Origin of the sequence: Streptomyces sp. NPDC058401 (assembly GCF_042722885.1) — a bacterium.
Classification (GTDB): domain Bacteria; phylum Actinomycetota; class Actinomycetes; order Streptomycetales; family Streptomycetaceae; genus Streptomyces.
On sequence record NZ_JBHXKA010000045.1, the window covers coordinates 1 to 20951 of the forward strand.

Annotated in this window: 18 protein-coding genes and 1 riboswitch; of the genes, 7 read left to right on the forward strand and 11 right to left on the reverse strand. The window is 72.1% G+C overall.

Annotated features, from left to right (window positions below):
- The first annotated feature begins 305 nt into the window (after positions 1-305).
- The gene (locus ACFWNV_RS18460) at positions 306-944 is read left to right on the forward strand and encodes a uridine kinase (RefSeq protein WP_383947731.1); all 639 of its coding nucleotides are present in this window, start codon (positions 306-308) and stop codon (positions 942-944) included.
- Between the two features lie 414 nt (positions 945-1358).
- Positions 1359-3308 carry an AAA family ATPase gene (locus ACFWNV_RS18465; RefSeq protein WP_383947734.1) on the forward strand — a complete coding sequence of 650 codons (1950 nt, stop codon included), beginning with the start codon at positions 1359-1361 and terminating at the stop codon, positions 3306-3308.
- A gap of 127 nt (positions 3309-3435) precedes the next feature.
- Here ACFWNV_RS18465 and ACFWNV_RS18470 read toward each other — a convergent pair whose 3' ends face one another.
- From ACFWNV_RS18470 to ribD, 10 genes are all read right to left on the reverse strand, one after another.
- Positions 3436-4479 carry a hemolysin family protein gene (locus ACFWNV_RS18470; RefSeq protein ID WP_383947737.1) on the reverse strand — a complete coding sequence of 348 codons (1044 nt, stop codon included), beginning with the start codon at positions 4477-4479 and terminating at the stop codon, positions 3436-3438.
- A complete protein-coding gene (locus ACFWNV_RS18475) occupies positions 4476-5885 on the reverse strand; it encodes a hemolysin family protein (RefSeq protein WP_383947740.1) in 1410 nt (469 codons plus the stop codon). The genes ACFWNV_RS18470 and ACFWNV_RS18475 overlap by 4 nt, the downstream gene beginning before the upstream one ends.
- 203 nt (positions 5886-6088) lie before the next feature.
- Positions 6089-6553, reverse strand: coding sequence for a PH domain-containing protein (locus tag ACFWNV_RS18480; protein WP_266910576.1), 465 nt, complete (start codon positions 6551-6553; stop codon positions 6089-6091).
- A gap of 67 nt (positions 6554-6620) precedes the next feature.
- Complete coding sequence (hisG, locus tag ACFWNV_RS18485; protein WP_266876436.1) at positions 6621-7469, reverse strand: ATP phosphoribosyltransferase; 849 nt, start codon at positions 7467-7469, stop codon at positions 6621-6623.
- Positions 7470-7591: 122 nt separating this feature from the next.
- Complete coding sequence (locus ACFWNV_RS18490; protein WP_327251701.1) at positions 7592-7870, reverse strand: phosphoribosyl-ATP diphosphatase; 279 nt, start codon at positions 7868-7870, stop codon at positions 7592-7594.
- 28 nt (positions 7871-7898) lie between these two features.
- Complete coding sequence (gene ribH / locus ACFWNV_RS18495) at positions 7899-8390, reverse strand: 6,7-dimethyl-8-ribityllumazine synthase (RefSeq protein ID WP_383947745.1); 492 nt, start codon at positions 8388-8390, stop codon at positions 7899-7901.
- Positions 8391-8469: 79 nt separating this feature from the next.
- A complete protein-coding gene (locus ACFWNV_RS18500) occupies positions 8470-9771 on the reverse strand; it encodes a bifunctional 3,4-dihydroxy-2-butanone-4-phosphate synthase/GTP cyclohydrolase II (protein WP_383947748.1) in 1302 nt (433 codons plus the stop codon).
- Positions 9768-10421 carry a nicotinamide riboside transporter PnuC gene (locus tag ACFWNV_RS18505; protein ID WP_383947750.1) on the reverse strand — a complete coding sequence of 218 codons (654 nt, stop codon included), beginning with the start codon at positions 10419-10421 and terminating at the stop codon, positions 9768-9770. Before ACFWNV_RS18505 ends, ACFWNV_RS18500 begins: the two co-directional genes overlap by 4 nt.
- A complete protein-coding gene (locus ACFWNV_RS18510) occupies positions 10418-11032 on the reverse strand; it encodes a riboflavin synthase (RefSeq protein WP_383947753.1) in 615 nt (204 codons plus the stop codon). The genes ACFWNV_RS18505 and ACFWNV_RS18510 overlap by 4 nt, the downstream gene beginning before the upstream one ends.
- Complete coding sequence (ribD, locus tag ACFWNV_RS18515; RefSeq protein ID WP_383947858.1) at positions 11033-12124, reverse strand: bifunctional diaminohydroxyphosphoribosylaminopyrimidine deaminase/5-amino-6-(5-phosphoribosylamino)uracil reductase RibD; 1092 nt, start codon at positions 12122-12124, stop codon at positions 11033-11035.
- A 217-nt stretch (positions 12125-12341) separates the two neighbouring features.
- Positions 12342-12472, reverse strand: a riboswitch (FMN riboswitch).
- A 342-nt stretch (positions 12473-12814) separates the two neighbouring features.
- Between ribD and ACFWNV_RS18520 the strand changes: the two genes are divergently transcribed.
- Together ACFWNV_RS18520 and ACFWNV_RS18525 are read left to right on the forward strand one after the other, a co-directional pair.
- Entirely contained in the window at positions 12815-15184 is a 2370-nt protein-coding gene (locus ACFWNV_RS18520; RefSeq protein WP_383947756.1) for a chitinase C-terminal domain-containing protein, read from the forward strand.
- A 217-nt stretch (positions 15185-15401) separates the two neighbouring features.
- A complete protein-coding gene (locus ACFWNV_RS18525) occupies positions 15402-16148 on the forward strand; it encodes an SDR family oxidoreductase (protein WP_383947759.1) in 747 nt (248 codons plus the stop codon).
- Between the two features lie 71 nt (positions 16149-16219).
- Here the strand turns inward: ACFWNV_RS18525 and ACFWNV_RS18530 are convergent, their stop codons facing one another.
- Entirely contained in the window at positions 16220-17410 is a 1191-nt protein-coding gene (locus tag ACFWNV_RS18530) for an ROK family transcriptional regulator (protein ID WP_383947762.1), read from the reverse strand.
- A gap of 54 nt (positions 17411-17464) precedes the next feature.
- Between ACFWNV_RS18530 and ACFWNV_RS18535 the strand changes: the two genes are divergently transcribed.
- The 3 genes from ACFWNV_RS18535 to ACFWNV_RS18545 all read left to right on the forward strand — a co-directional run bounded on the left by ACFWNV_RS18535 (position 17465) and on the right by ACFWNV_RS18545 (position 20938).
- Entirely contained in the window at positions 17465-18682 is a 1218-nt protein-coding gene (locus tag ACFWNV_RS18535; protein ID WP_383947764.1) for an MFS transporter, read from the forward strand.
- Between the two features lie 104 nt (positions 18683-18786).
- On the forward strand, positions 18787-20211 hold the full coding sequence (locus tag ACFWNV_RS18540) for a uracil-xanthine permease family protein (RefSeq protein WP_383947767.1): 1425 nt from the start codon (positions 18787-18789) through the stop codon (positions 20209-20211).
- Positions 20212-20287: 76 nt separating this feature from the next.
- Positions 20288-20938: a DUF5995 family protein gene (locus tag ACFWNV_RS18545; protein WP_383947770.1), complete on the forward strand. Its 651-nt coding sequence runs from the start codon at positions 20288-20290 to the stop codon at positions 20936-20938.
- Positions 20939-20951: the final 13 nt, after the last annotated feature.

Consider the following 20951-nt stretch of genomic DNA (forward strand, 5'->3'; position numbering starts at 1 on the left):
GGGTCCGGGGCTGAGCCCCAGGGGGTCGGGGGCTGAGCCCCAGGGGGTCCGGGGCGGAGCCCCAGGGGGTCCGGGGCGGAGCCCCAGGGGGTCCGGGGCGGAGCCCCGGGGAACGGGCGAAGGGCGGGTAGGGGACTTCGTCCCGCGCAGCGGAACAGGGGGCTGCGGGGAACCCTGCTCCGCAGCAGCGGCGAAGGGGGCTGCTGGGAGTTCGCCCCGCGGCAGCAGCGAGGGGGGGGCTGGCGCCGGGGCGGTGGTCTTCGGCAGCTTCGGGGGCCGTGGCCCACAGGCCATACGCTGGGTTGGTGGAGACTCAGCCGTCGCTTTCGTCCCTTCCGTCACTTCGACCCCTCGCCCGCGAGATCCTCGCCGCGCCCCCCTCCCTCGGACCCGTCCGCCTCGTCGGGATCGACGGGCACGCCGGCTCCGGGAAGAGCACCTTCGCGGGGGTGCTCGCCGAGGCCCTGGGCGGGGTTCCCGTGTTGCGGCTGGACGATGTGGCCACCCATGAGGAGCTGTTCGGGTGGGTGGGGCGGCTGCGGGTGCAGGTGCTGGAGCCGCTCGCCGCGGGGCGGGCCGCGCACTGGGCCCCGTACGACTGGATCGAGCGGCGGTTCGGGCCGGAGCGGGTGCTGGAGCCCGGTCCGGTGCTGCTCGTCGAGGGGGTCGGTGCCGGACGGCGCGCCCTGCGCCCGCACCTGGCGCGGCTGCTGTGGATGGAGACGCCGCGTGCGCGGTCCTGGGGGCGCGGACGCAACCGGGACGGGCGCGAACTTTCCGACTTCTGGGACGGATGGGAGCGCGCGGAGCTCGCGCACTTCTCGGATGATCCTTCGCGCCCCTTCGCGGACACCCTGGTGCGGCAGAGCAGTACGGGATACGAGTGGACTTCCGGGGCGGCCGGGGCGGCCGGAACGGGTGCCGTCGTGACGGAGGGTGACTAGGCCCCCCAGGCCTGAAGGGCGGCGGGAAGGCCCGCTCCGCGGGTGTCTCCAAGCCGCTTGACCCGGGACCGGGACGGCCTTACGTTCTGTGGAAGCGGCTCTCACCGGCCGCCACGGACGCGAAGCCCCCGATTGTTCCCCCGTGATCGGGGGCTTCGTTCTGTCCCCCGGTCCCCCGCCACGTCCCGCCCGGCACTCCCCCGTCGCCGTGTCGCAGGGGGCACATCCCGGCTTTTCTCTCACCCTGCGTCACCGCGGACGGCCCCGATCTGCGCCCGTCCCGTCTTCGACGCACCCTACGTAAGGTGCGTAACCGCAGGTACGATGCACCCCTGATTTCATCGGCGCAGGAACAACTCGCGTACGCATCGCGGGGGTTGCTGAGCACCACGGGGGCAGCTTGTGGGGGATGTGATGGACTTCGCCGCGCACGGCAGCAGCGCGCACGCCCCGGCCGAACTCGCCTGGCTGCGAGGAGTGGACGCCTGCACGATGGGCGCCTACCCGCAGGCCGAGGAGGAGTTCCGGACGGCGGTACGACTCGATCCGGCGATGGCCGATGCCTGGCTGGGCCTGCACGCGCTCCGCGTCGACACCACCAACGCGTTATTGCGCATGTACGCCCACCGGGACCGCTTCGGGGAACAGCGGGCCCGCCACCGGCGGACGCTGAACTCCTGGTACTGGCTGGGCTGGTGGGTGCAGCCGGTACTGGAGACCAGGCGGGACCTGCTGCTGGCGCACGCCTCGCACTGGCTGGACGGGCGCCACGTCCCCGAGCTGGACCAGGCGCTGGCCGCTCTGCCGCCCGTGGACACCGACCCCCAGGTGCGCTTCCTGCACGCCTGCCGGGCCTACCTGGTCAAGGACTGGGAGCAGTTGGTGCGCTCCACCGAATCGCTGGTCGACGATCCGCTCCTGGGCATCGAGGCGGGCCTGTTCGGCGGGATGGCCCGGGTCCGCCTGGAGATGTACGGGCAGGCCGAGCCGCTGCTGGCGGCCTCGCTGATGCGCTGCCGCAGCGAGCAGCCCCAGCGCAAGGAGCTGCGGTACTGGCTGGCGCGGGCGCACGAGGGGACCGGGCGCAGCGCGGCGGCCCTGCCGCTGTACCGGGCGGTGCACCGGGTGGACCCGGCGTTCATGGACACGGCGGCCCGGCTGACGGCGATCGAGGACAGCGAGGACGCCGACGGCCTGGCCGGATACGCGAGCGGCGCCGGCTACGAGTCCTTCGGCGGGCACGGAGCGGCCGCGTCGGGCGGGGACTTCGCGGCGGTGGCGCTGGGCGGCGGTCCGGTCCAGGGGGTCGCCGCCGACGGGCAGCCGGACCCGGACCCGCCGATGGCGGCCGACCCGCCGGAGCCGCGGCACGGCGCCGGGGCGCCCGGGCCCGGCACGGGTCTGCCGGCCGGGGTACGGCACAAGGCCTCGCTGCCCGCGCAGGCGGGACCAACGGGGCTGCCGGCCGGGCCGGCGGATCCGGCGGCGCTGGCCGAGGCGCTCGCGGAGCTGGAGCGGATGGTGGGGCTGGAGCCGGTCAAACGGCAGGTGAAGGCGCTCTCCGCGCAGCTGCACATGGCCAGGCTGCGGACGGGGCAGGGGCTGCCGGTGCAGCCGCCGAAACGGCACTTCGTCTTCTCCGGGCCGTCGGGCACGGGGAAGACCACGGTGGCGCGGATCCTGGGCCGGGTCTTCTACGCGCTGGGCCTGCTCGGCGGCGACCACCTCGTGGAGGCCGGGCGCGCCGACCTGGTCGGCGAGTTCCTCGGGCAGACCGCCGTGAAGGCGAACGAGCTGATCGACTCGGCGATCGGCGGGGTGCTGTTCGTGGACGAGGCGTACAGCCTCTCCAACTCCGGCTACAGCAAGGGTGACGCGTACGGCGACGAGGCCCTGCAGGTGCTCCTGAAGCGGGCGGAGGACAACCGCGACCACCTGGTCGTGATCCTCGCGGGCTATCCGGCGGGGATGGACCGGCTGCTCGCCACGAATCCGGGACTGTCCTCGCGGTTCACCACGCGGGTGGACTTCCCCAGCTACCGGCCGCTGGAACTCACCTCGATCGGCGGGGTGCTGGCGGACGCCAACGGCGACCGGTGGGACGAGGAGGCGCTGGAGGAGCTGCGGAGCATCAGCGGGCACGTGGTGGAGCAGGGGTGGATCGACGAGCTGGGCAACGGGCGGTTCCTGCGCACGCTGTACGAGAAGAGCTGCGCGTACCGGGACCTGCGGCTGTCGGGCTTCACCGGTGATCCGTCCCGGGAGGATCTCTCCACCCTGCGGCTGGCGGACCTGATGCAGGCCTACGGGGAGGTCCTGTCGGGGCGCGGTCCCCAGGAACGGCCGGATCCGCCGCCGCTGTAGTGGGCCGCTGCGCGGGGCGGAGTCCCCTACCCGCCGTTCCACCGTTCCCCGGGCGCTGCCCGGACCCGGTCCTCGAACGCCGGACGGGCTGGATGCGTCCAGCCTCGCCGGCGTTCGAGGCGCGGGGTTACGCGCTCCGCACGTACCCCCGGTGGGCCGGGTCTCGTACCTCCCCGACCAGCGTCTCCAGGACGTCCTCCATGGCGACCAGGCCCAGGACCCGGCCCGAGGGGTCCGCGACCTGCGCCAAGTGGGTGGCGTCCCGGCGCATGACCGTCAGGGCGTCGTCCAGCGGGAGCGTGGAGCAGACCGTGGTCATCCGGCGCCAGACCCGCTGGGGCACGGCCCGTTCCCGGTCCTCCAGGTCCAGGACGTCCTTCACGTGCAGGTAGCCCATGAAGGCGCCGCTGTCGGCGCGGACGGGGAACCGGGAGTACCCGGTGCGGACCGTCAGCTGCTCGATCTGGCGCGGGGTGACGGCCGGGCCGACCGTGACCAGCCGGGCCGGGGCGAGGAGGACGTCGGTGACCGGGCGGCTGCCCAGTTCCAGCGCGTCCTCCAGGCGCTCCTGCTCGACCGGCTCCAGCAGGCCTGCCTGCCGGGAGTCCTTGAGCAGGCGGCCGAGCTGGGCGGAGGTGTAGACGGCCTCGACCTCGTCCTTGGGCTCCACCTTGAAGAGCCGCAGGATCAGCGTGGCGCAGGCGCCCAGCGCCGTGGTGACCGGTCCGCAGACCCGTGCGAAGGCGACGAGTCCGGGGCTGAACCACAGGGCCGTCTTCTCGGGGGCGGCCATGGCGAGGTTCTTGGGGACCATCTCGCCGATGACCAGGTGCAGGAAGATCACCGCGGTGAGGGCCACGGCGTAGCCCAGCGGGTGGATCAGTCCTTCGGGCACGTGGGCGGCGTGGAAGACCGGCTCCAGGAGCCGGGCCACGGTGGGTTCGGCCACGGCGCCGAGGGTGAGCGAGCACATGGTGATGCCGAACTGCGCGGCGGCCATCATGCGCGGCAGGTTCTCCAGCCCGTGGAGCACCTGGCGGGCCCGCTTGGAACCGGCGGCCAGCGGTTCGATCTGACTGCGGCGGACGGAGACGAGGGCGAACTCGGCTCCGACGAAGAAGCCGTTGGCCAGGACGAGCAGCAGGGCGAAGAGCAGTTGGAGCGCGTTCACCGGCCACCCACCTGTGCCAGCTCCGCGGGCGCGGCGGCCGGCGGGGCGAACCCGTCGGAGGCGAGCCCGTAGGAGCCGGGGCCGCCCGGGCCCGCGGGAGCGGTGCGCACGAGGCGGACCCGCTCGGCGCGGTAGCGGCGGACCTGGCGCACGGAGAGCTTCCAGCCGGGGAGTTCGGCTCGGTCCCCGGGGGCGGGGATGCGGCCGAGCAGGTCGGCGACGAGCCCGGCGACGGTCTCGTACGGGCCTTCGGGGACCTCCAGGCCTATCCGGCGGAGGGTCTGCACGCGGCAGCTCCCGTCGGCCTCCCAGGAGGGGCGGCCGTCCTCGGCGGGTACGGCGGCCAGTTCGGGGCTGCCGTCCTCCGCGAGGTCGTGCTCGTCGCGGACTTCGCCGACGAGCTCCTCCACGATGTCCTCCAGGGTGACGACGCCGGCGGTGCCGCCGTACTCGTCGACGACCACGGCCATGGGCTGTTCGCTGCGCAGCCGTTCCAGCAGCGGCTGCACCGGCAGGGAGCCGGGCACCAGCAGCGGGGCCACGCAGATCCCGCTGACGCTGGTGCGGGCGCGCTCGGACTCGGGCACGGCGAGGGCGTCCTTGAGGTGGACGACCCCGGTGATCTCGTCGATGCGCTCGCGGTAGACGGGGAAGCGGGACAGGCCCGTGGCGCGGGTCAGGTTGAGCACGTCGGCCGCGGTGGCCGTGTGCTGGAGGGCGCTGACCTTGACCCGGGGGGTCATGACCAGCTGCGCCGTGAGCTCGCCGAGCGAGAGGGTCCGTACGAAGAGGTCGGCGGTGTCCTGTTCCAGGGCTCCGGCCTGGGCCGAATGACGGACCAGGGAGACCAGTTCGCCGGGGGTGCGGGCGGAGGCCATCTCTTCGGTGGGCTCCACGCCGAGCGCCCGGACGAGCCGGTTGGCGACGGCGTTGAGGCCCGCGATGACGGGCCGGAAGACCCGGGAGAAGACGTGCTGCGGGCCGGCCACGAAACGGGCCACCTGGAGCGGCCGGGAGACGGCCCAGTTCTTCGGGACGAGCTCGCCGACGACCATCTGGACGGCGGAGGCGAGCAGCATGCCGATGACGACGGCCGCACCGGGTACGGCGCCCTTGGGGAGGCCGGTCGCTTCGAGCGGTCCGGCCAGCAGGGCGGCGAGGGCGGGCTCGGCGAGCATGCCGACCACGAGGGAGGTGATGGTGATGCCGAGCTGGGTGCCGGAGAGCTGGAAGGACAGCTCCCTCAGGGCTGCGACGACCGTGCGGGCACGGCGGTCGCCCTCGGCCGCGGCGCGTTCGGCCTCGGGTCTCTCGACGGTGACGAGGCCGAATTCGGCCGCCACGAAGAAACCGTTGGCGAGGATCAGGGCGAATGCCGCCACGAGCAGGAGTAGCGGGATGGTCATGCCGCCGCCTCCGGGGGGAGGGCGGCGCGTGTACTACCGGACGATCCGTCCATTGCTGGAGGGAGTCACTCCTCAGGTCGATGGTGCCCACGGGCCACGGGGTCCCGGGGCGTGTGGGAGGGCACGCATGTGCGCGCCCCGCCCACCAGGTTAGTCATTGGGACCGCCGCCGCAATGGGACGCAGCGACGAGGTCGGCCGCGCTCAGTCGTTCTTTGAGCCGGTTCCGTGGGCTTCGGCCAGGGCGCGCAGGGCGCGGGCGTCGCCGATCGCCTGGGCCTTGGCGACCCCGGGCTGGATGCCGAGGGCGGGCAGGCTGGTGCCGTCGCTCAGGTCGAGGAACACCCAGGCGTCGCCGGGGCGGAGGTTGACGCGCAGGATCTGCGCCCACTCCAGGCGGCGGGTGGTGGTGAGGTTGACGACCGTGACCCCGGTCTCGTCGGCGACCACCTTGGGGCGGCTGAGCAGCACGAGGACGGAGGAGAGCAGGGCCGCGGTGAAGACGAAGGCGATCCGCTCACCGGGGTGCAGGGTTTCGAGGACGAGCGCGATCGCCGTGATCGTGACGAACATGGCGGCGCCCACGCCCAGCAGGACGGCCCGGGTGCGGGTCGGCCGGAAGGTGACCGGCAGGGCGGGCGGTGCGGGCTGGGCGGTGGCGTCGGCCATGTTCGTCAGGTGCCTTCGGGTGGTGCCGGGTGACGGATCGCGGAAATCAGGGAGACCCGAGGGGCCGTCAGAGGCGGCAGGCGTGGATCGAGGTGGTGAGGATCGCGCGCGCGCCGAGCTCGTACAGGTCGTCCATGATCCGCTGGGCCTCCTTGGCGGGGACCATGGCGCGGACGGCGACCCAGCCCTCGTTGTGCAGCGGGGAGACGGTCGGCGACTCCAGACCCGGGGTGAGGGCGACCGCGCGCTCCAGGTGCTCGGCGCGGCAGTCGTAGTCCATCATCACGTAGCTGCGGGCGACCAGGACGCCCTGGAGGCGGCGCAGGAACTGCTGGGCCCGGGGGTCCTCGGGGTCGGTGCCGTTGCCGCGGATGACGACGGCCTCGGAGGTCATGATCGGCTCGCCGATGACCTCCAGTCCGGCGTTGCGCAGGCTGGTGCCGGTCTCGACGACGTCGGCGATGATCTGGGCGACGCCGAGCTGGATGGCGGTCTCGACCGCGCCGTCGAGGTGGACGACGGAGGCTTCGATGCCCTGGTCGGCGAGGTGCTTCGCGACGATTCCCTCGTACGAGGTCGCGATGGTCATCCCGTGGAAGTCCTCGGGGCCCTTCGCGGTGCCGGGGATGGTGGCGTAGCGGAAGGTGGAGCGGCCGAAGTTCAGCGGCAGGATCTCCTCGGCGCTGGCGCCGGAGTCGAGCAGCAGGTCTCGGCCGGTGATGCCGATGTCGAGCTTGCCGGAGGACACGTAGATCGCGATGTCCTTGGGGCGGAGGTAGAAGAACTCCACCTCGTTCTCGGGGTCGACGACCACGAGCTCCTTGGACTCCTTGCGCATCCGGTAGCCGGCCTCATGGAGCATCGCCGACGCCGGTCCGGAGAGTGAACCCTTGTTGGGGACGGCGATGCGCAGCATGGGGCTTCCTTTGGTGCGTAGGTGCGAAAGGGTGTGCTGGTACGTGTGCGGGGCGCGCGGACGCCCCGGCAGCCTGTGCCGGGGCTCACGCGGAACTGCTGCGGCCTGAGAACTGCTGCGGCCTAGAGGTGCGCGTAGACGTCTTCGAGGGAGATCCCGCGCGCCACCATCATCACCTGGACGTGGTAGAGCAGCTGGGAGATCTCCTCCGCGGCGGCTTCCTTGCCCTCGTACTCGGCGGCCATCCAGACTTCGGCGGCCTCCTCGACGACCTTCTTGCCGATGGCATGGACGCCCTTGCCGACCAGCTCGGCGGTACGGGAGGTGCTCGGGTCACCGTTGGCCTTGAGCTGGAGCTCGGTGAAGAGCTCTTCGAAGCTCTTGGGGGTTTTGTTCGCCATGATGGTCCTCAGAATACGGGGTCGGCGACTACCTGCTGGCGCCAGGGTTCGTGACGGCCCGCACGATCATGGCGGTGGAGACGGCGGCGGTGACCGCTTCGTGCCCCTTGTCCTCGTTCGACCCCTCGAGCCCGGCGCGGTCCAGCGCCTGCTCGTCGTTGTCGCAGGTCAGTACGCCGAAGCCGATGGGGACTCCGGTGTCGATCGACACCTGTACCAGGCCCTGGGTGACGCCCTGGCAGACGTATTCGAAGTGCGGGGTGCCGCCGCGGATGACCACGCCGAGGGCGACGATGGCATCGTAACCGCGACCGGCCAGTACCTTCGCCACGACCGGGAGCTCGAAGCTGCCCGGGACGCGCAGCAGGGTGGGCTCGTCGATCCCCAGCTCGTGCAGGGCCCGCAGGGCGCCGTCCACCAGGCCGTCCATGACCTTCTCGTGCCACTGGGCCGCGATCACCGCGATGCGCAGGTCTCCGCAGTTCTTCACGCTCAGTTCGGGTGCGCCCTTGCCGCTCACAGCTCTGCTCCTCGTTGCGTTCGTATGGGGTTACTGCGTGTGGTGTGGGTGGTGCTCGGGGTGGTGCTGCCGGGTGGTGTTACTGGTTGCCGCAGGCGGACGTGGTCACGGCCCCGTCGAGCCAGGGCAGGTCGTGGCCCATCCGGTCCCGCTTGGTGCGCAGGTAGCGCAGGTTGTGCTCGCCCGCCTCCATGGGCATCGGCTCCCGGTCGGAAACCTTGATGCCGTGGCTGATGAGGGCTTCCGCCTTGTCGGGGTTGTTGGTCAGCAGCCGGACGCTGTGGACACCGAGGTCGGCGAGCATCTGGGCGCCGGCCCCGTAGTCGCGGGCGTCGGCCGGCAGGCCCAGTTCCAGGTTGGCGTCGAGGGTGTCGCGGCCGCGCTCCTGGAGCTCGTACGCGCGCAGCTTGGACAGCAGGCCGATGCCGCGGCCCTCGTGACCGCGCAGGTAGACGATCACACCGCGGCCGGCCGCCTGGACCCGCTCCATGGCGCTGTGCAGCTGGGGGCCGCAGTCGCAGCGCTGCGACTGGAAGATGTCCCCGGTCAGGCACTCGGAGTGCATGCGGACCAGGACGTCCTCGCCGTCGCCGATCTCGCCGTGGACGAGGGCGACGTGCTCGACGCCGTCGACGGTGGAGCGGTACCCGTACGCGGTGAAGTGGCCGAAGGCGGTCGGCAGGTTGACCTGGGCCTCGCGGCGCACGGTCGGCTCGGCGGAGCGGCGGTAGGCGATCAGGTCCTCGATGGAGATGATCGTCAGTCCGTGCTTGCGGGCGAAGGGGATCAGCTCGGGCAGGCGCAGCATGACGCCGTCCTCGCCGGCGATCTCCACGATGGCGCCGGCCGGGCGCAGGCCCGCGAGGCGGGCGAGGTCGACGGCGGCCTCGGTGTGGCCGTTGCGGACCAGGACGCCGCCGGGCTTGGCGCGCAGCGGGAAGACGTGCCCGGGGCGGACGAAGTCCGCGGGGCCCGAGACCCCGTCGGCCAGCAGCCGCAGGGTGGTGGCGCGGTCGGCGGCCGAGATGCCGGTGGTGACGCCGTGGGCGCCGCTCGCGTCGACGGAGACGGTGAAGGCGGTCTGCATCGACTCGGTGTTGTGCTGGACCATCTGCGGGAGTTCGAGCCGCTCCAGCTCGTCGCCCTCCAGCGGGGCGCAGATCAGGCCGCGGCACTCGCTCATCATGAAGGCGATGATCTCGGGGGTGGCCTTCTCGGCGGCGATGACGAGGTCGCCCTCGTTCTCGCGGTCCTCGTCGTCGACGACGACCACCGGCCGGCCGGCCGCGATGTCGCGGATGGCCTGCTCGACGGGGTCGAGCCGGAAGACCTCTTCGTGCTCGACGTCGGGCACGGGCTTCAGGACGGGGTTCGGGGTCATGCCGTTGCTCCTTCCAGAGCCGGGGCGGTGGTGGTACGCGAGCGGAGCCACCAGTCGCGCATGCCCCACAGGACGAGCGCGCCGTAGATGACGTAGACGAAACCGGAGAACGCGTAGCCGTTGGCGAAGTTCAGGGGCACGCCCACCAGGTCGACCAGGAGCCAGGCGAACCAGAACTCGACCATGCCGCGCGACTGGGCGTACATGGCGACGACCGTGCCGACGAAGATGTAGGCGTCGGGCCAGGGGTCCCAGGACAGGGCCGGGTAAGCGGTGAAGAGGAGTGCGACGGCGACCGTGCCGACGGCGGCCGCGGCCACCAGGACCCCGCGTTCGCGCCAGGTGGCGAAGCGGACGGCGAGCCCGCCGTCCTGGGCCTGCTTCCGGCCCCGGTTCCACTGGGCATAGCCCCACGCGGCGACGAGCATGACGACGACCTGCTTGCCGGCGCTGCCGGAAAGGTGACCGGCGGCAAAGGCCACGAAGAGGATCGCGCCGGAGAGGAACTGGGCCGGCCAGGTCCATATGGAGCGCCGCCAGCCGAGGGCGAGGGCGATCAGACCGATCGTGTTGCCGATCATGTCGGACCACTTGATGTGCTGGTCGAAGGCGGTGAACGCCTCCGAGTTCAGCCAGTTCAGGGCGCTCATCGTGCCGTCTCCCCCTGCCCGCCGTTCGCGCCGAGCAGCCGCTCCACGTACTTGGCCAGCACGTCGACCTCCAGGTTGACCGGGTCGCCGGGCTTCTTGATGCCCAGGGTGGTCAGCGCGAGGGTGGTGGGGATGAGGCTGATCGTGAACCAGTCGGCGGCGGCCTCGACCACGGTGAGGCTGACGCCGTCGACCGTGATGGAGCCCTTCTCGACCACGTAGCGGGAGAGGTTCTCCGGGAGGGCGACCTTGACGATCTCCCAGTGCTCGGAGGGGGTCCGGTCGAGGATCTCGCCGGTGCCGTCCACGTGCCCCTGGACCAGGTGGCCGCCAAGCCGTCCGCCGAGTGCCATCGGGCGCTCCAGGTTGACCCGGGAGCCCTGGGCGAGGGCGCCGAGGCTGGAGCGGTTCAGGGTCTCCTGCATGACGTCGGCGGTGAACTCGCCGTCACCGGTCTCCACGACCGTCAGGCAGACGCCGTTCACGGCGATGGAGTCGCCGTGCTTGGCGTCCTCGGTGACGACCGGGCCGCGCAGGCGGAAGCGGGAGGCTTCGGCGAGCTCCTCGACGGCGACGACCTCGCCCAGTTCTTCGACGATTCCGGTGAACACTCAGTGCTCCTTGAGGGCAGTGGGGGCGGAGGGCGCCGACTCGGGGACGGCGGTGACGCGGATGTCCGTGCCGATGCGGACGGTTTCGGTGATCCGGAGCCGGAGCGCGTCGGCGAGGGTGCCGATGCCGGCGTCGGCGAGGGCGAGGGGGCCCGCGCCGAGGAGGACGGGGGCGAGGTAGCCGACGACCTTGTCGACGGCTCCCGCGGCGACGAAGGCGCCGGCCAGGGTGGGGCCGCCTTCGAGGAGGACGGAGCGGATGCCGCGCCCGTACAGCTCGCTCAGCAGGGCGTCCACGGAGATCCCGTACTTGTCGTACGGGAGCCGGGCCAGCTCGACTCCGGCGAGGTGGCGGGTGTCCGCATCCTCGGCGACGGCGATCAGGGTGGGGGCGGCCTCGTCCAGGATCCGGGCGGTGGGCCGGATGGTGGCGTGGGTGTCCAGGACCACGCGCAGGGGCTGGTCGGCGGAGGTGAAGCCGTCGATGCCCCGTACCGCGAGGTGCGGGTCGTCGGCGCGCAGGGTGCCGGAGCCGACGACGACGGCGTCGGACTCGGCGCGCAGCCGGTGGACGTCGGCGCGGGATTCGGGCGAGCTGATCCAGCGGCTGGTGCCGTCGGCCGCCGCGATGCGGCCGTCGAGGGTCGCGGCGTACTTCCACAGGATGTACGGGCGGCCCAGGCGTACGGAGGTCAGCCAGGCGGCGTTGCCCGCCGCGGCCTCCTCGGCGAGCAGTCCGGCCGTGGTGTCGATCCCGGCGGCGCGCAGGGTGGCGCCGCCGCCGCTGGCCTGCGGGTTCGGGTCGGAGACCGCGTAGACCACGCGGGCGATCCCGGCGGCGATGAGGGCCTGTGCGCAGGGTCCCGTACGGCCGGTGTGGTTGCAGGGTTCGAGGGTGACGTAGGCGGTGGCGCCGCGGGCTGCCGCGCCCGCCGCGTTCAGGGCGTGGACCTCGGCGTGCGGGCCGCCGGCCCGCTCGTGCCAGCCTTCGCCCACGATGCTGCCCGAGGCGTCGGTGATGACGCAGCCGACGACCGGGTTGGGGCTGGTGGAGCCGAGTCCGCGGGCGGCGAGCTCGACGGCTCGGCGCATGGCGCGGGTGCCCGCGTCGGGTGCTGCGTGCGCGGCGTGTGTCGCCACCGGGTCCTCCTGCCTCATCGGGCACGGACTCCGGGGCCTGTCGGGATACGACAGATGAAGCGGGTAGCACACGCGGGGACGCCAGGGCCGGAAAATCGGTCCGTTCGACGGCACGTCCCGAGGGATGTGCCGATGGACCGCCGACGGCGGCGTACCGGTGACTGGCCCGCCGCGCACTGCCTCCCATCCGGACTTTAACCGTCGGTCCAGGAATTTCACCTGGTCAACCGGCCGCTGGCTGCGGACGGGTCGCGGACTATAACCGCCGGTTCGGAATTACACCGACCCCGGAGTGCGCTGCTACTGGTACTGAAGCCAGTGTGCCACGGGTGATCGGCAGCCATACAGGTGAGTCAATGTGGCCTGGGTCACACATTAGGTCACCTCCGGGTGTGCGGATTGCGCCGTTCGGCCGATTCCCGCCCCCTCACATGCGCGGAAGATCCCCTTGACGGAACCCGCGCGGGACCTTGCCGGATCGCGCACTTTGGTCCAGACCTATTGACGGGTTGGTCTAGTCCTCTTAACGTTCCCTTCATCTTCCCCGGGAGACAGCCCGTCAGATGTGCGCACGTCACGGGCCAACACGCACCACGTTTCAGCCTGTTGTGTCCTGCCATCCTCCCCTCCCCAGGAGGCACAATGCTGTCCCCCACCAAGACGCGGGCCATGCTCCTGACGTCCGGCGCCGCAATCGCCGGTCTGCTGGTCGCGGGGCTCTCGGCGGGCGTCTCACACGCCGCCGACAACGAGTCCTGTCGCCCCGACGGTCTGTACAAGACCGCGGGTGTGGACGTCCCGTACTGCTCGGTCTACGACACCGAGGGCCGCGAGAAGATGGGCGCCGACCACCAGCGCCGCGTCATCGGCTACTTCACGGGCTGGCGCACGGGCAAGGACGGCACCCCTGCCTACCTGCCCAACAACATCCCGTGGTCCAAGGTCACCCACCTGAACTACGCCTTCGCCCACGTCGACGGCAACAACAAGATCTCGGTCGGCGCGGACAACGCGAACAACTCCGCCACCGGGATGACCTGGCCGGGCGTCGCGGGTGCCGAGATGGACCCCGCCCTCCCTTACAAGGGCAACTTCAACCTTCTGAACAAATTCAAGAAGCAGTACCCGAACGTCAAGACGCTGATCTCGGTCGGCGGCTGGGCGGAGACCGGCGGCTACTTCGGCGACGACGGCAACCGCGTCGCGTCGGGCGGCTTCTACTCGATGGCCACCAACGCCGACGGCTCGGTGAACACGGCCGGCATCAACACCTTCGCGGACTCCTCGGTCGAGTTCATCCGCAAGTACGGGTTCAACGGCGTCGACATCGACTACGAGTACCCGACCACGATGAAGGACGCGGGCAACCCGCTCGACTGGCAGCTCTCCAACGCCCGCCGGGCCGGGCTGGTCCAGGGCTACGACGTCCTGATGAAGTCCCTGCGCGAGAAGCTCGACCGGGCCGGCGCCGCCGACGGCAAGCACTACCTGCTGACCGTCGCCGCTCCCTCCTCCGGCTACCTGCTGCGCGGCATGGAGACGTTCCAGATGCAGAAGTACCTGGACTACGTCAACATCATGTCCTACGACCTGCACGGCGCCTGGAACGAGTACGTCGGTCCCAACGCCTCGCTCTTCGACGACGGCAAGGACGCCGAGCTGGCGGCCGCCAACGTCTACGGCAGCTCCCAGTACGGCGGCATCGGCTACCTCAACACCGACTGGGCCTACCACTACTTCCGCGGCTCCATGCCGGCGGGCCGCATCAACATCGGCCTGCCCTACTACACCCGCGGCTTCAAGAACGTCCAGGGCGGCACCGACGGTCTGTGGGGCAAGGCGTCCGCGACCACCTGCCCGGCCGGCGCGGGTCTGACCAAGTGCGGTGACGGCGCGGTCGGCATCGACAACCTGTGGCACGACAAGGACACCAACGGGGTCGAGTCCCCCGCCGGTTCCAACCCGATGTGGCACGCCAAGAACCTCGAGAAGGGGATCGTCGGCGACTACGTCACCAAGTACGGCTTCCCCGCGAACACCACGCTGACCGGCACCTACGTCCGCAAGTACGACGCGAACCTGGTCGCCCCGTGGCTGTGGAACGCGCAGAAGAAGGTCTTCCTCTCCACCGAGGACGAGCAGTCGGTGGCGGCCAAGGCCGACTACGTGGTCAACCGCGGCATCGGCGGCACCATGGTCTGGGAGATGGCCGGCGACTACGGCTGGAACGCCGCGAAGGGCCAGTACGAGATCGGCGACACGCTGACCTCCGTCATGTACGACAAGTTCAAGGCGGCCTCCCCGTACGGCGCCAAGAAGTCCAACACCGCGCTGCCGACGCAGGCCGTGGACATCAAGACGGAGTTCAACGAGTTCAAGCTCGGCGACTCCAACTACCCGATCACCCCGAAGCTCAAGATCACCAACAACACGAACGCGACGCTTCCGGGCGGCACGGAGTTCCAGTTCGACTACTCGACGGCGGCTCCGGCCAACGCCTCCGACCAGTCGGGCTTCGGCACCAAGGTGATCAAGAGCGACCACACCGGCGGCAACGCCGGCGGTCTGAAGGGCGACTTCCACCGGGTCTCGCTGAAGCTCCCGGCGTGGCAGACGCTCGCCCCGGGCGCCTCGGTCGACCTGGCCTTCAACTACTACCTGCCGGTCTCCACGCCTTCCAACTGGACGGTGAACATCTCCGGCACGACGTACGCGCTCGCCGGTGACCTGGCGCGCGGCACGACGGTGGTCCAGCCGGGCAGCACCACCCCGCCCACGACCCCGCCGACCACCCCGCCGACGACTCCCCCGACCACGCCGCCGACCACCCCGCCCACGACCCCTCCGGGCGGCACGTGCACCAACCCCGCGTACGTGGCGGGCACGGTCTACAACAGCGGCAACGTCGTCTCGCACCAGGGCCACAACTGGAAGGCCCAGTGGTGGACGCAGAACGAGGCTCCCGGCACCACCGGCGAGTGGGGCGTCTGGAAGGACCAGGGCGCCTGCTGACTCCCCGCGCGGTGACCGCACAGGTGACCTCGTAGGTGAAGGAACGTGAGGACCCGGTGGCCCGGCGGCCACCGGGTCCTCGCGTTTCCCCGGACGGTCCGGCGATCCTGCCGGTCCTGCCTGCCGGTCCTGCCAACCTCCTTGATCCCGGGGGCTGTACGGTCCCCACGTGGCGGGCTCGCACGGGGGCGCGCCGACCTGGGAAGGGAGCGGAACCATGGGCGGCATCCTGGTCACGGGAGGCACGGGGAACCTGGGGGCGCAGGTCGTCACCCGGCTGCGGGAGGCGGGCCACGAGGACGTCCGCGTGCTCAGCCGGCACGCACCCGTACACCCCGTGGACCTGCTGGACGGCACCGGACTCGACGCGGCGATGGCGGGCGCCGAGGTGGTCGTGCACTGCGCGACCGCGACGCGCGGCGGTGACGAGGTGGCCGCCGGACACCTGATCGAGGCGGCCCGGCGCGCCGGGACGGTCCAGAACCTCGTCTACATCTCGATCGTGGGGGTGGACGTGGTCCCCCTCGGCTACTACCGCAGCAAGCTGGCGGTGGAGCGGCTGCTGGAGGCCTCCGGGCTCGGCGTGACGATCCTGCGGACCACGCAGTTCCACGATCTGGTGGCCCGGGTGTCCGGCACGGCCGCGAAACTGCCGGTGGTCCTGCTGCCCAAGGGGGTCCGGGTGCAGCCGATCGCCGCCGAGGAGGTCGCGGACCGGCTCGCGGAGCTGGCGACGGCGGAGCCGGCGGGCCGGGTCCCGGACATGGGCGGCCCCGAGACCCTGCTGCTGACGGATCTGGGCCGCACGTACCTGGCCGCGCGGGGCGTCCACCGGCGCGTGGTGCCGCTCCCGCTGGCCGGGAAGGCGTACGCCGGGTTCGTCCGGGGCGGCAACCTGGCTCCCGCGCACGCGGTGGGCAAGCAGACCTTCGCGGAGTTCCTGGCCGGCCGCGGGGCCGGCTGAGGGCGACGGGCCGCCGGGCGGGCCGAGCGCCTCGGCCCGCGAACCGGCGACTCAGACCGTGAACCGGCGACTCAGCCCGTGAAGAGGTCGGACTGCGCCGACTCGCGGGCGGCGAGCCGCGCGCCCGTGAGCACCGCCGTGTCACCGAGGGCGCCGGCCCGGACCTCGGTCGGGATCGGGCTCAGGGCGGTGAGGCGGCGGGCCACCAGGGCCGCCAGTGCGGGGCCGCCCGCGCGGCCGAGTTCCCCGCCGAGGACGACGCAGCCGGGGTCCAGGATCGCCGCGACGGCCGCCGCCCCGAGGGCGAGGCGCTCGGCCAGGGCGTCGAGGAACTCCGGTCCGGCCGCGCCCGCGACGGCCTCCTCGACCGGCCCGTCGTAGCCGTGGGCCGCGGCGAGGGCGGCCACCCCGCCCCGCCCGGCCAGTTCGTGGAAGCCGCCGTCGCAGTTCGTGGCCGACGGGAGGCCGCCCGTACCGGGCACCGGCAGGAAGCCGATCTCCCCCGCGCCGCCGGAGGCGCCCCGGCGCAGCCGGCCGTCCAGGACCACCGCGGCGCCGACCCCTTCGCCGAGCCAGAGCAGCACGAAGGAGTCCAGGTCCCGGGCGGCTCCGACCCGCTGTTCGGCCAGGGCCGCCAGGTTGGTCTCGTTCTCCACCGCGACCACCGCCGGCAGCCGCCGCTGCACCGCCGCCACCAGGTCCCGGTGCCAGGCGGGCAGGCCGGCGGTGTCGCGGAGCTCCCCGGTGCCCGGGGCCACCAGTCCCGGGGCTCCGATGACCACGGTGTGGAGCCGGTCGGCGCCCGCCTCCCGGACGAGCTCCTCCAGCCGGTCGACCGCCTCCTCCACGGCGTCCACGGGCAGGGCCGCCTGGGCCAGCGGCCGGCCGAGGAGGTCGGCGACGACCGCCGTGGCACTGTCCGTGCGTACGTCGAGCGCGGCGAGGTAGGCCCGCCGGGCGACGATCCCGTAGAGCTTGGCGTTGGGTCCGCGCCGCTGCTCGCCGGATTCCCCGACGACCTCGATCAGTCCGGCTCCGGTGAGGCGTTCCACCAGGTCGGCCACGGAGGGGCGGGACAGGCCGGTCAGCTCCTTGAGCTGGGGTGCCGTCAGGGGGCCCTCCTCCTGGAGGAGTTGGAGGGCGAGCCGGTCGTTGATGGCCCGGGCCGTGCTCGGCGAGGCGGGGGACGGACCCGGGGACGCGGCGCGGGTGGTGGCGCGGGTGGTGGCGGTCAGGGCCTTGGCAGGAGTCACGGAGCCCATCCTAGGAGTTCCGGGGGCTAACTATCAGGCAGGGTACCTGATAGTTTACGGGTCATGACCGGGGAAACCGACCTCAGCCCGGCGCGACTGCGCCATGCCCGCTTCGCCATCGCCGGCGTCTTCTGCGCACACGGCGCGGTCACCGGCTCCTTCGCGACCCGCATCCCCTGGATCCAGGAGCACGCGCAGCTCAGCGCGGGCACCCTGGGCCTGGCCCTCGCCTTCCCCGCGCTCGGTGCGGCCCTCACGATGCCGCTGGCCGGACGCATCAACCACCGCTTCGGCGCGCGCACCGCCCTGCGGATGCTGCTGTCCCTCTGGACGCTCGCCCTGATCCTGCCGAGCCTCGCCCCGAACCTGTGGACGCTCTGCTTCGTGCTCTTCGTCTACGGGGCCACCGCCGGCATGTCGGACGTGGCGATGAACGCGCTGGGCGTGGAGACCGAGAACCGGCTGGGACGCTCGATCATGTCCTCGCTGCACGGCATGTGGAGCGTGGGCGCCCTGATCGGCTCGGCCGCCGGCACGGTGGCCGCGCACTCCGGCGCCGACGCCCGGCTGCACCACCTGATCGCCGCCCTCGCCCTGACCCTGGCCGGGCTGATCGCCGTACGGGGAGTCCTGGACCTGCGGACCGACACCGCCGGGGAGGAGGCTCCGCCGCACTTCGCGCTGCCCCCGAAGTCCGCGCTGTTCATCGGCGCGATCGGCTTCTGCGCCGTCTTCGCGGAGGGCGCGAGCCTGGACTGGTCCGCGGTGTACCTGCGGGACGTACTGCACACGGACGCCGGTCTCGCCGCCGCCTCGACCACCGCCTTCGCGCTGACGATGGCGCTCGCCCGGCTGGTCGGGGACAAGGTCGTGGACCGGTTCGGGGCCGTGCGCACGGTCCGGGTGGGCGGCGCGCTGGCCACCGCGGGCGGGCTGCTCGTGGTCACGGTGCACCAGCCGGCCGCGGCCCTGGCCGGCTTCGGGCTGATCGGGCTCGGCATCGCGGTGGTGGTCCCGCTGGCCTTCGCGGCGGCCGCGCGCAGCGGTCCGGCCCCGGCGCAGGCCATCGCAGGTGTCGCGACGATCACGTACACCTCGGGGCTGATCGCCCCCTCGGCGATCGGCGCGGTGGCCGACGCGACCTCGCTCGTGGTGTCGTTCGGGCTGGTCACGCTGCTGTCGTTCGCCCTGATCGTGGGGGCCACCGTGCTGCGGCAGCGGCCGGTCACGGCGGAGGTCCCGGCAGCCAACCGGGACGAACCTGCACCTATCCGGCCGTAATATGTCGCCTGGTCACCTACGGCCTCGTAGCGTGACCACGCTCCTGACGAGCGACGCAGAACGACGCAGAACGACGCAGAACGACGAACGAAAAGCGGTGGAACATGGGCCTCGGCGTGCGCTGGACCCTGCACGGAGACGGGCGGACCCCCGCCCCCGGCGCGGTGGTGCGGCCGGACGAGCGGCTGTCGTGGCCGCGGACCGCCGGGCTGGGTGCCCAGCACGTCGTGGCGATGTTCGGGGCGAGCTTCGTGGCCCCGGTCCTGATGGGGCTGGACCCGAACCTCGCCATCATGATGTCCGGTGTCGCCACCGTCATCTTCCTGCTCGCCACCCGCGGCCGGGTCCCCTCCTACCTGGGCTGCTCGCTCTCCTTCGTGGGCGTCGCGGCGGCGATCCGGGCGAGCGGCGGGGACAGCGCGGTCGTCACCGGCGCGGTCTTCGTGGTCGGCGCGGCGCTGTTCCTGGCCGGGCTGGCGGTCCAGCGGTTCGGGGCCCGGATCATCCACGCGGCGATGCCGCCGGTGGTGACGGGCGCGGTCGTGATGCTGATCGGCTTCAACCTGGCGCCCGTGACGGCGTCCACGTACTGGCCGCAGGACCAGTGGACGGCCCTGCTGACGATGGCCTTCACCGGGCTGGCCGTGGTCTGCCTGCGGGGCTTCTGGTCGCGGATCGCGATCTTCCTCGGCCTGGTCTTCGGGTACGCCATCTCCTGGATCTTCGACCTCGTCTTCGGCAAGATCCACTCGACGGTGGGCGGGCCGGATGCCGTCGACCACTGGCGCCTCGACCTGTCGGGGGTCGCCAAGGCCGACTGGGTCGGGCTGCCCACCTTCCACGCGCCGGCCTTCGAGTGGTCGGCGATCCTGATCGCCCTGCCGGTGGTCATCGCGCTGATCGCGGAGAACGCCGGCCACATCAAGGCCGTCGGCGAGATGACCGGAGACTCGCTCGACGACAAGCTCGGCACGGCCATCGCCGCCGACGGCGCCGCCTCCATGCTGTCCACGGCGGTGGGCGGCCCGCCGAACACCACGTACTCCGAGAACATCGGCGTCATGGCCGCCACCCGCGTCTACTCCACGGCCGCCTACTGGGCCGCGGCCGGCTTCGCCCTCCTCTTCGGCCTGTGCCCGAAGTTCGGCGCGGTCGTCGCCGCGATCCCCGGCGGGGTGCTGGGCGGGATCACCGTGATCCTGTACGGCATGATCGGCCTCCTCGGCGCACAGATCTGGATCAACGGCCGGGTGGACCTGCGCAATCCGCTGAACCTGGTGCCGGCCGCGGCGGGCATCATCATCGGAGTCGGCGGGGTCAAGCTGAACATCAGCGACAGCTTCGAGCTGGGCGGGATCGCGCTCGGCACGATCGTCGTGATCACGGGCTACCACGCCCTGCGCTACTTCGCCCCGGCGCACATGAAGCAGCAGGAACCGCTGCTGGACTCGGGCACGTCGGCGTACGACGAGACCGCCGACGGCGCCGGCGGGGGCCCTGCCGGGGATCCCGGTGACAAGCGGGGTTGACGGAGTTTCGCCCGAACCGGCGAAGCGTACGGCCAAGTTCCCCTGATCCGGGGCCGCGGCTGCGACGCTGCGTCCCATGGTCCCCATGGAAGCGGTGCTGGCGCGGATGCGCGCCCTGGACGAGCGGCTCCCCGAGCGGGACGGCGTCGCCGTCTTCAACCGGGTGTACCTCACGGTGACGCAGACCCTCCACGAGGGGATCGCACACGGGGCGTTCCCCTCGCCCCGCCGGGCGGAAGCGCTCAGCGTCCGCTTCGCCGAGCGCTACCTGACGGCGGTGGAGGCCGACCGGGCCCCGGCGTGCTGGCGGCCGCTCCTCCAGTACCGGCGCCACCCCGGGATCCGGCCGCTCCAGCACGCGCTGGCCGGGATCAACGCGCACATCGGCCACGACCTGGCGCTGGCGGTGGTCGCCACCTGCCGTTCCCTCGACTGCGAACCGGCCGCGCTCGAAGCGGACTTCGACCGGGTCGGCGACACCCTGGTGTCCCTGGAGGAGCACATCCGGGAGGACCTGATGCCGGGCCCGGACCTACTGGAGATCGCGGACCCGCTCACCCACCTGCTCGGCGCCTGGAGCCTGGAACGGGCCCGGGCGGGGGCCTGGGCCTCGGCCCGCCTGCTGTGGTCGCTGCGCCGCTCCCCCGACCTGGCGGAGGAGTTCACCGAGTCCCTCGCCGCAGGCGTCGGCCTGGTCGGCCGCTGCCTCCTGACGCCTACGGGGTGATGCCCCATTCCAG

Coding starts and splice junctions, on each gene's coding strand:
- ACFWNV_RS18465 (WP_383947734.1), top strand. CDS start 1,359: ATGGACTTCGCCGCGCACGGCAGCAGCGCGCACGCCCCGGCCGAACTC.
- ACFWNV_RS18475 (WP_383947740.1), bottom strand. CDS start 5,885: ATGACCATCCCGCTACTCCTGCTCGTGGCGGCATTCGCCCTGATCCTC.
- ACFWNV_RS18480 (WP_266910576.1), bottom strand. CDS start 6,553: ATGGCCGACGCCACCGCCCAGCCCGCACCGCCCGCCCTGCCGGTCACC.
- hisG (WP_266876436.1), bottom strand. CDS start 7,469: ATGCTGCGCATCGCCGTCCCCAACAAGGGTTCACTCTCCGGACCGGCG.
- ACFWNV_RS18490 (WP_327251701.1), bottom strand. CDS start 7,870: ATGGCGAACAAAACCCCCAAGAGCTTCGAAGAGCTCTTCACCGAGCTC.
- ACFWNV_RS18500 (WP_383947748.1), bottom strand. CDS start 9,771: ATGACCCCGAACCCCGTCCTGAAGCCCGTGCCCGACGTCGAGCACGAA.
- ACFWNV_RS18505 (WP_383947750.1), bottom strand. CDS start 10,421: ATGAGCGCCCTGAACTGGCTGAACTCGGAGGCGTTCACCGCCTTCGAC.
- ribD (WP_383947858.1), bottom strand. CDS start 12,124: ATGCGCCGAGCCGTCGAGCTCGCCGCCCGCGGACTCGGCTCCACCAGC.
- ACFWNV_RS18520 (WP_383947756.1), top strand. CDS start 12,815: ATGCTGTCCCCCACCAAGACGCGGGCCATGCTCCTGACGTCCGGCGCC.
- ACFWNV_RS18525 (WP_383947759.1), top strand. CDS start 15,402: ATGGGCGGCATCCTGGTCACGGGAGGCACGGGGAACCTGGGGGCGCAG.
- ACFWNV_RS18530 (WP_383947762.1), bottom strand. CDS start 17,410: ATGGGCTCCGTGACTCCTGCCAAGGCCCTGACCGCCACCACCCGCGCC.
- ACFWNV_RS18535 (WP_383947764.1), top strand. CDS start 17,465: ATGACCGGGGAAACCGACCTCAGCCCGGCGCGACTGCGCCATGCCCGC.
- ACFWNV_RS18540 (WP_383947767.1), top strand. CDS start 18,787: ATGGGCCTCGGCGTGCGCTGGACCCTGCACGGAGACGGGCGGACCCCC.
- ACFWNV_RS18545 (WP_383947770.1), top strand. CDS start 20,288: ATGGTCCCCATGGAAGCGGTGCTGGCGCGGATGCGCGCCCTGGACGAG.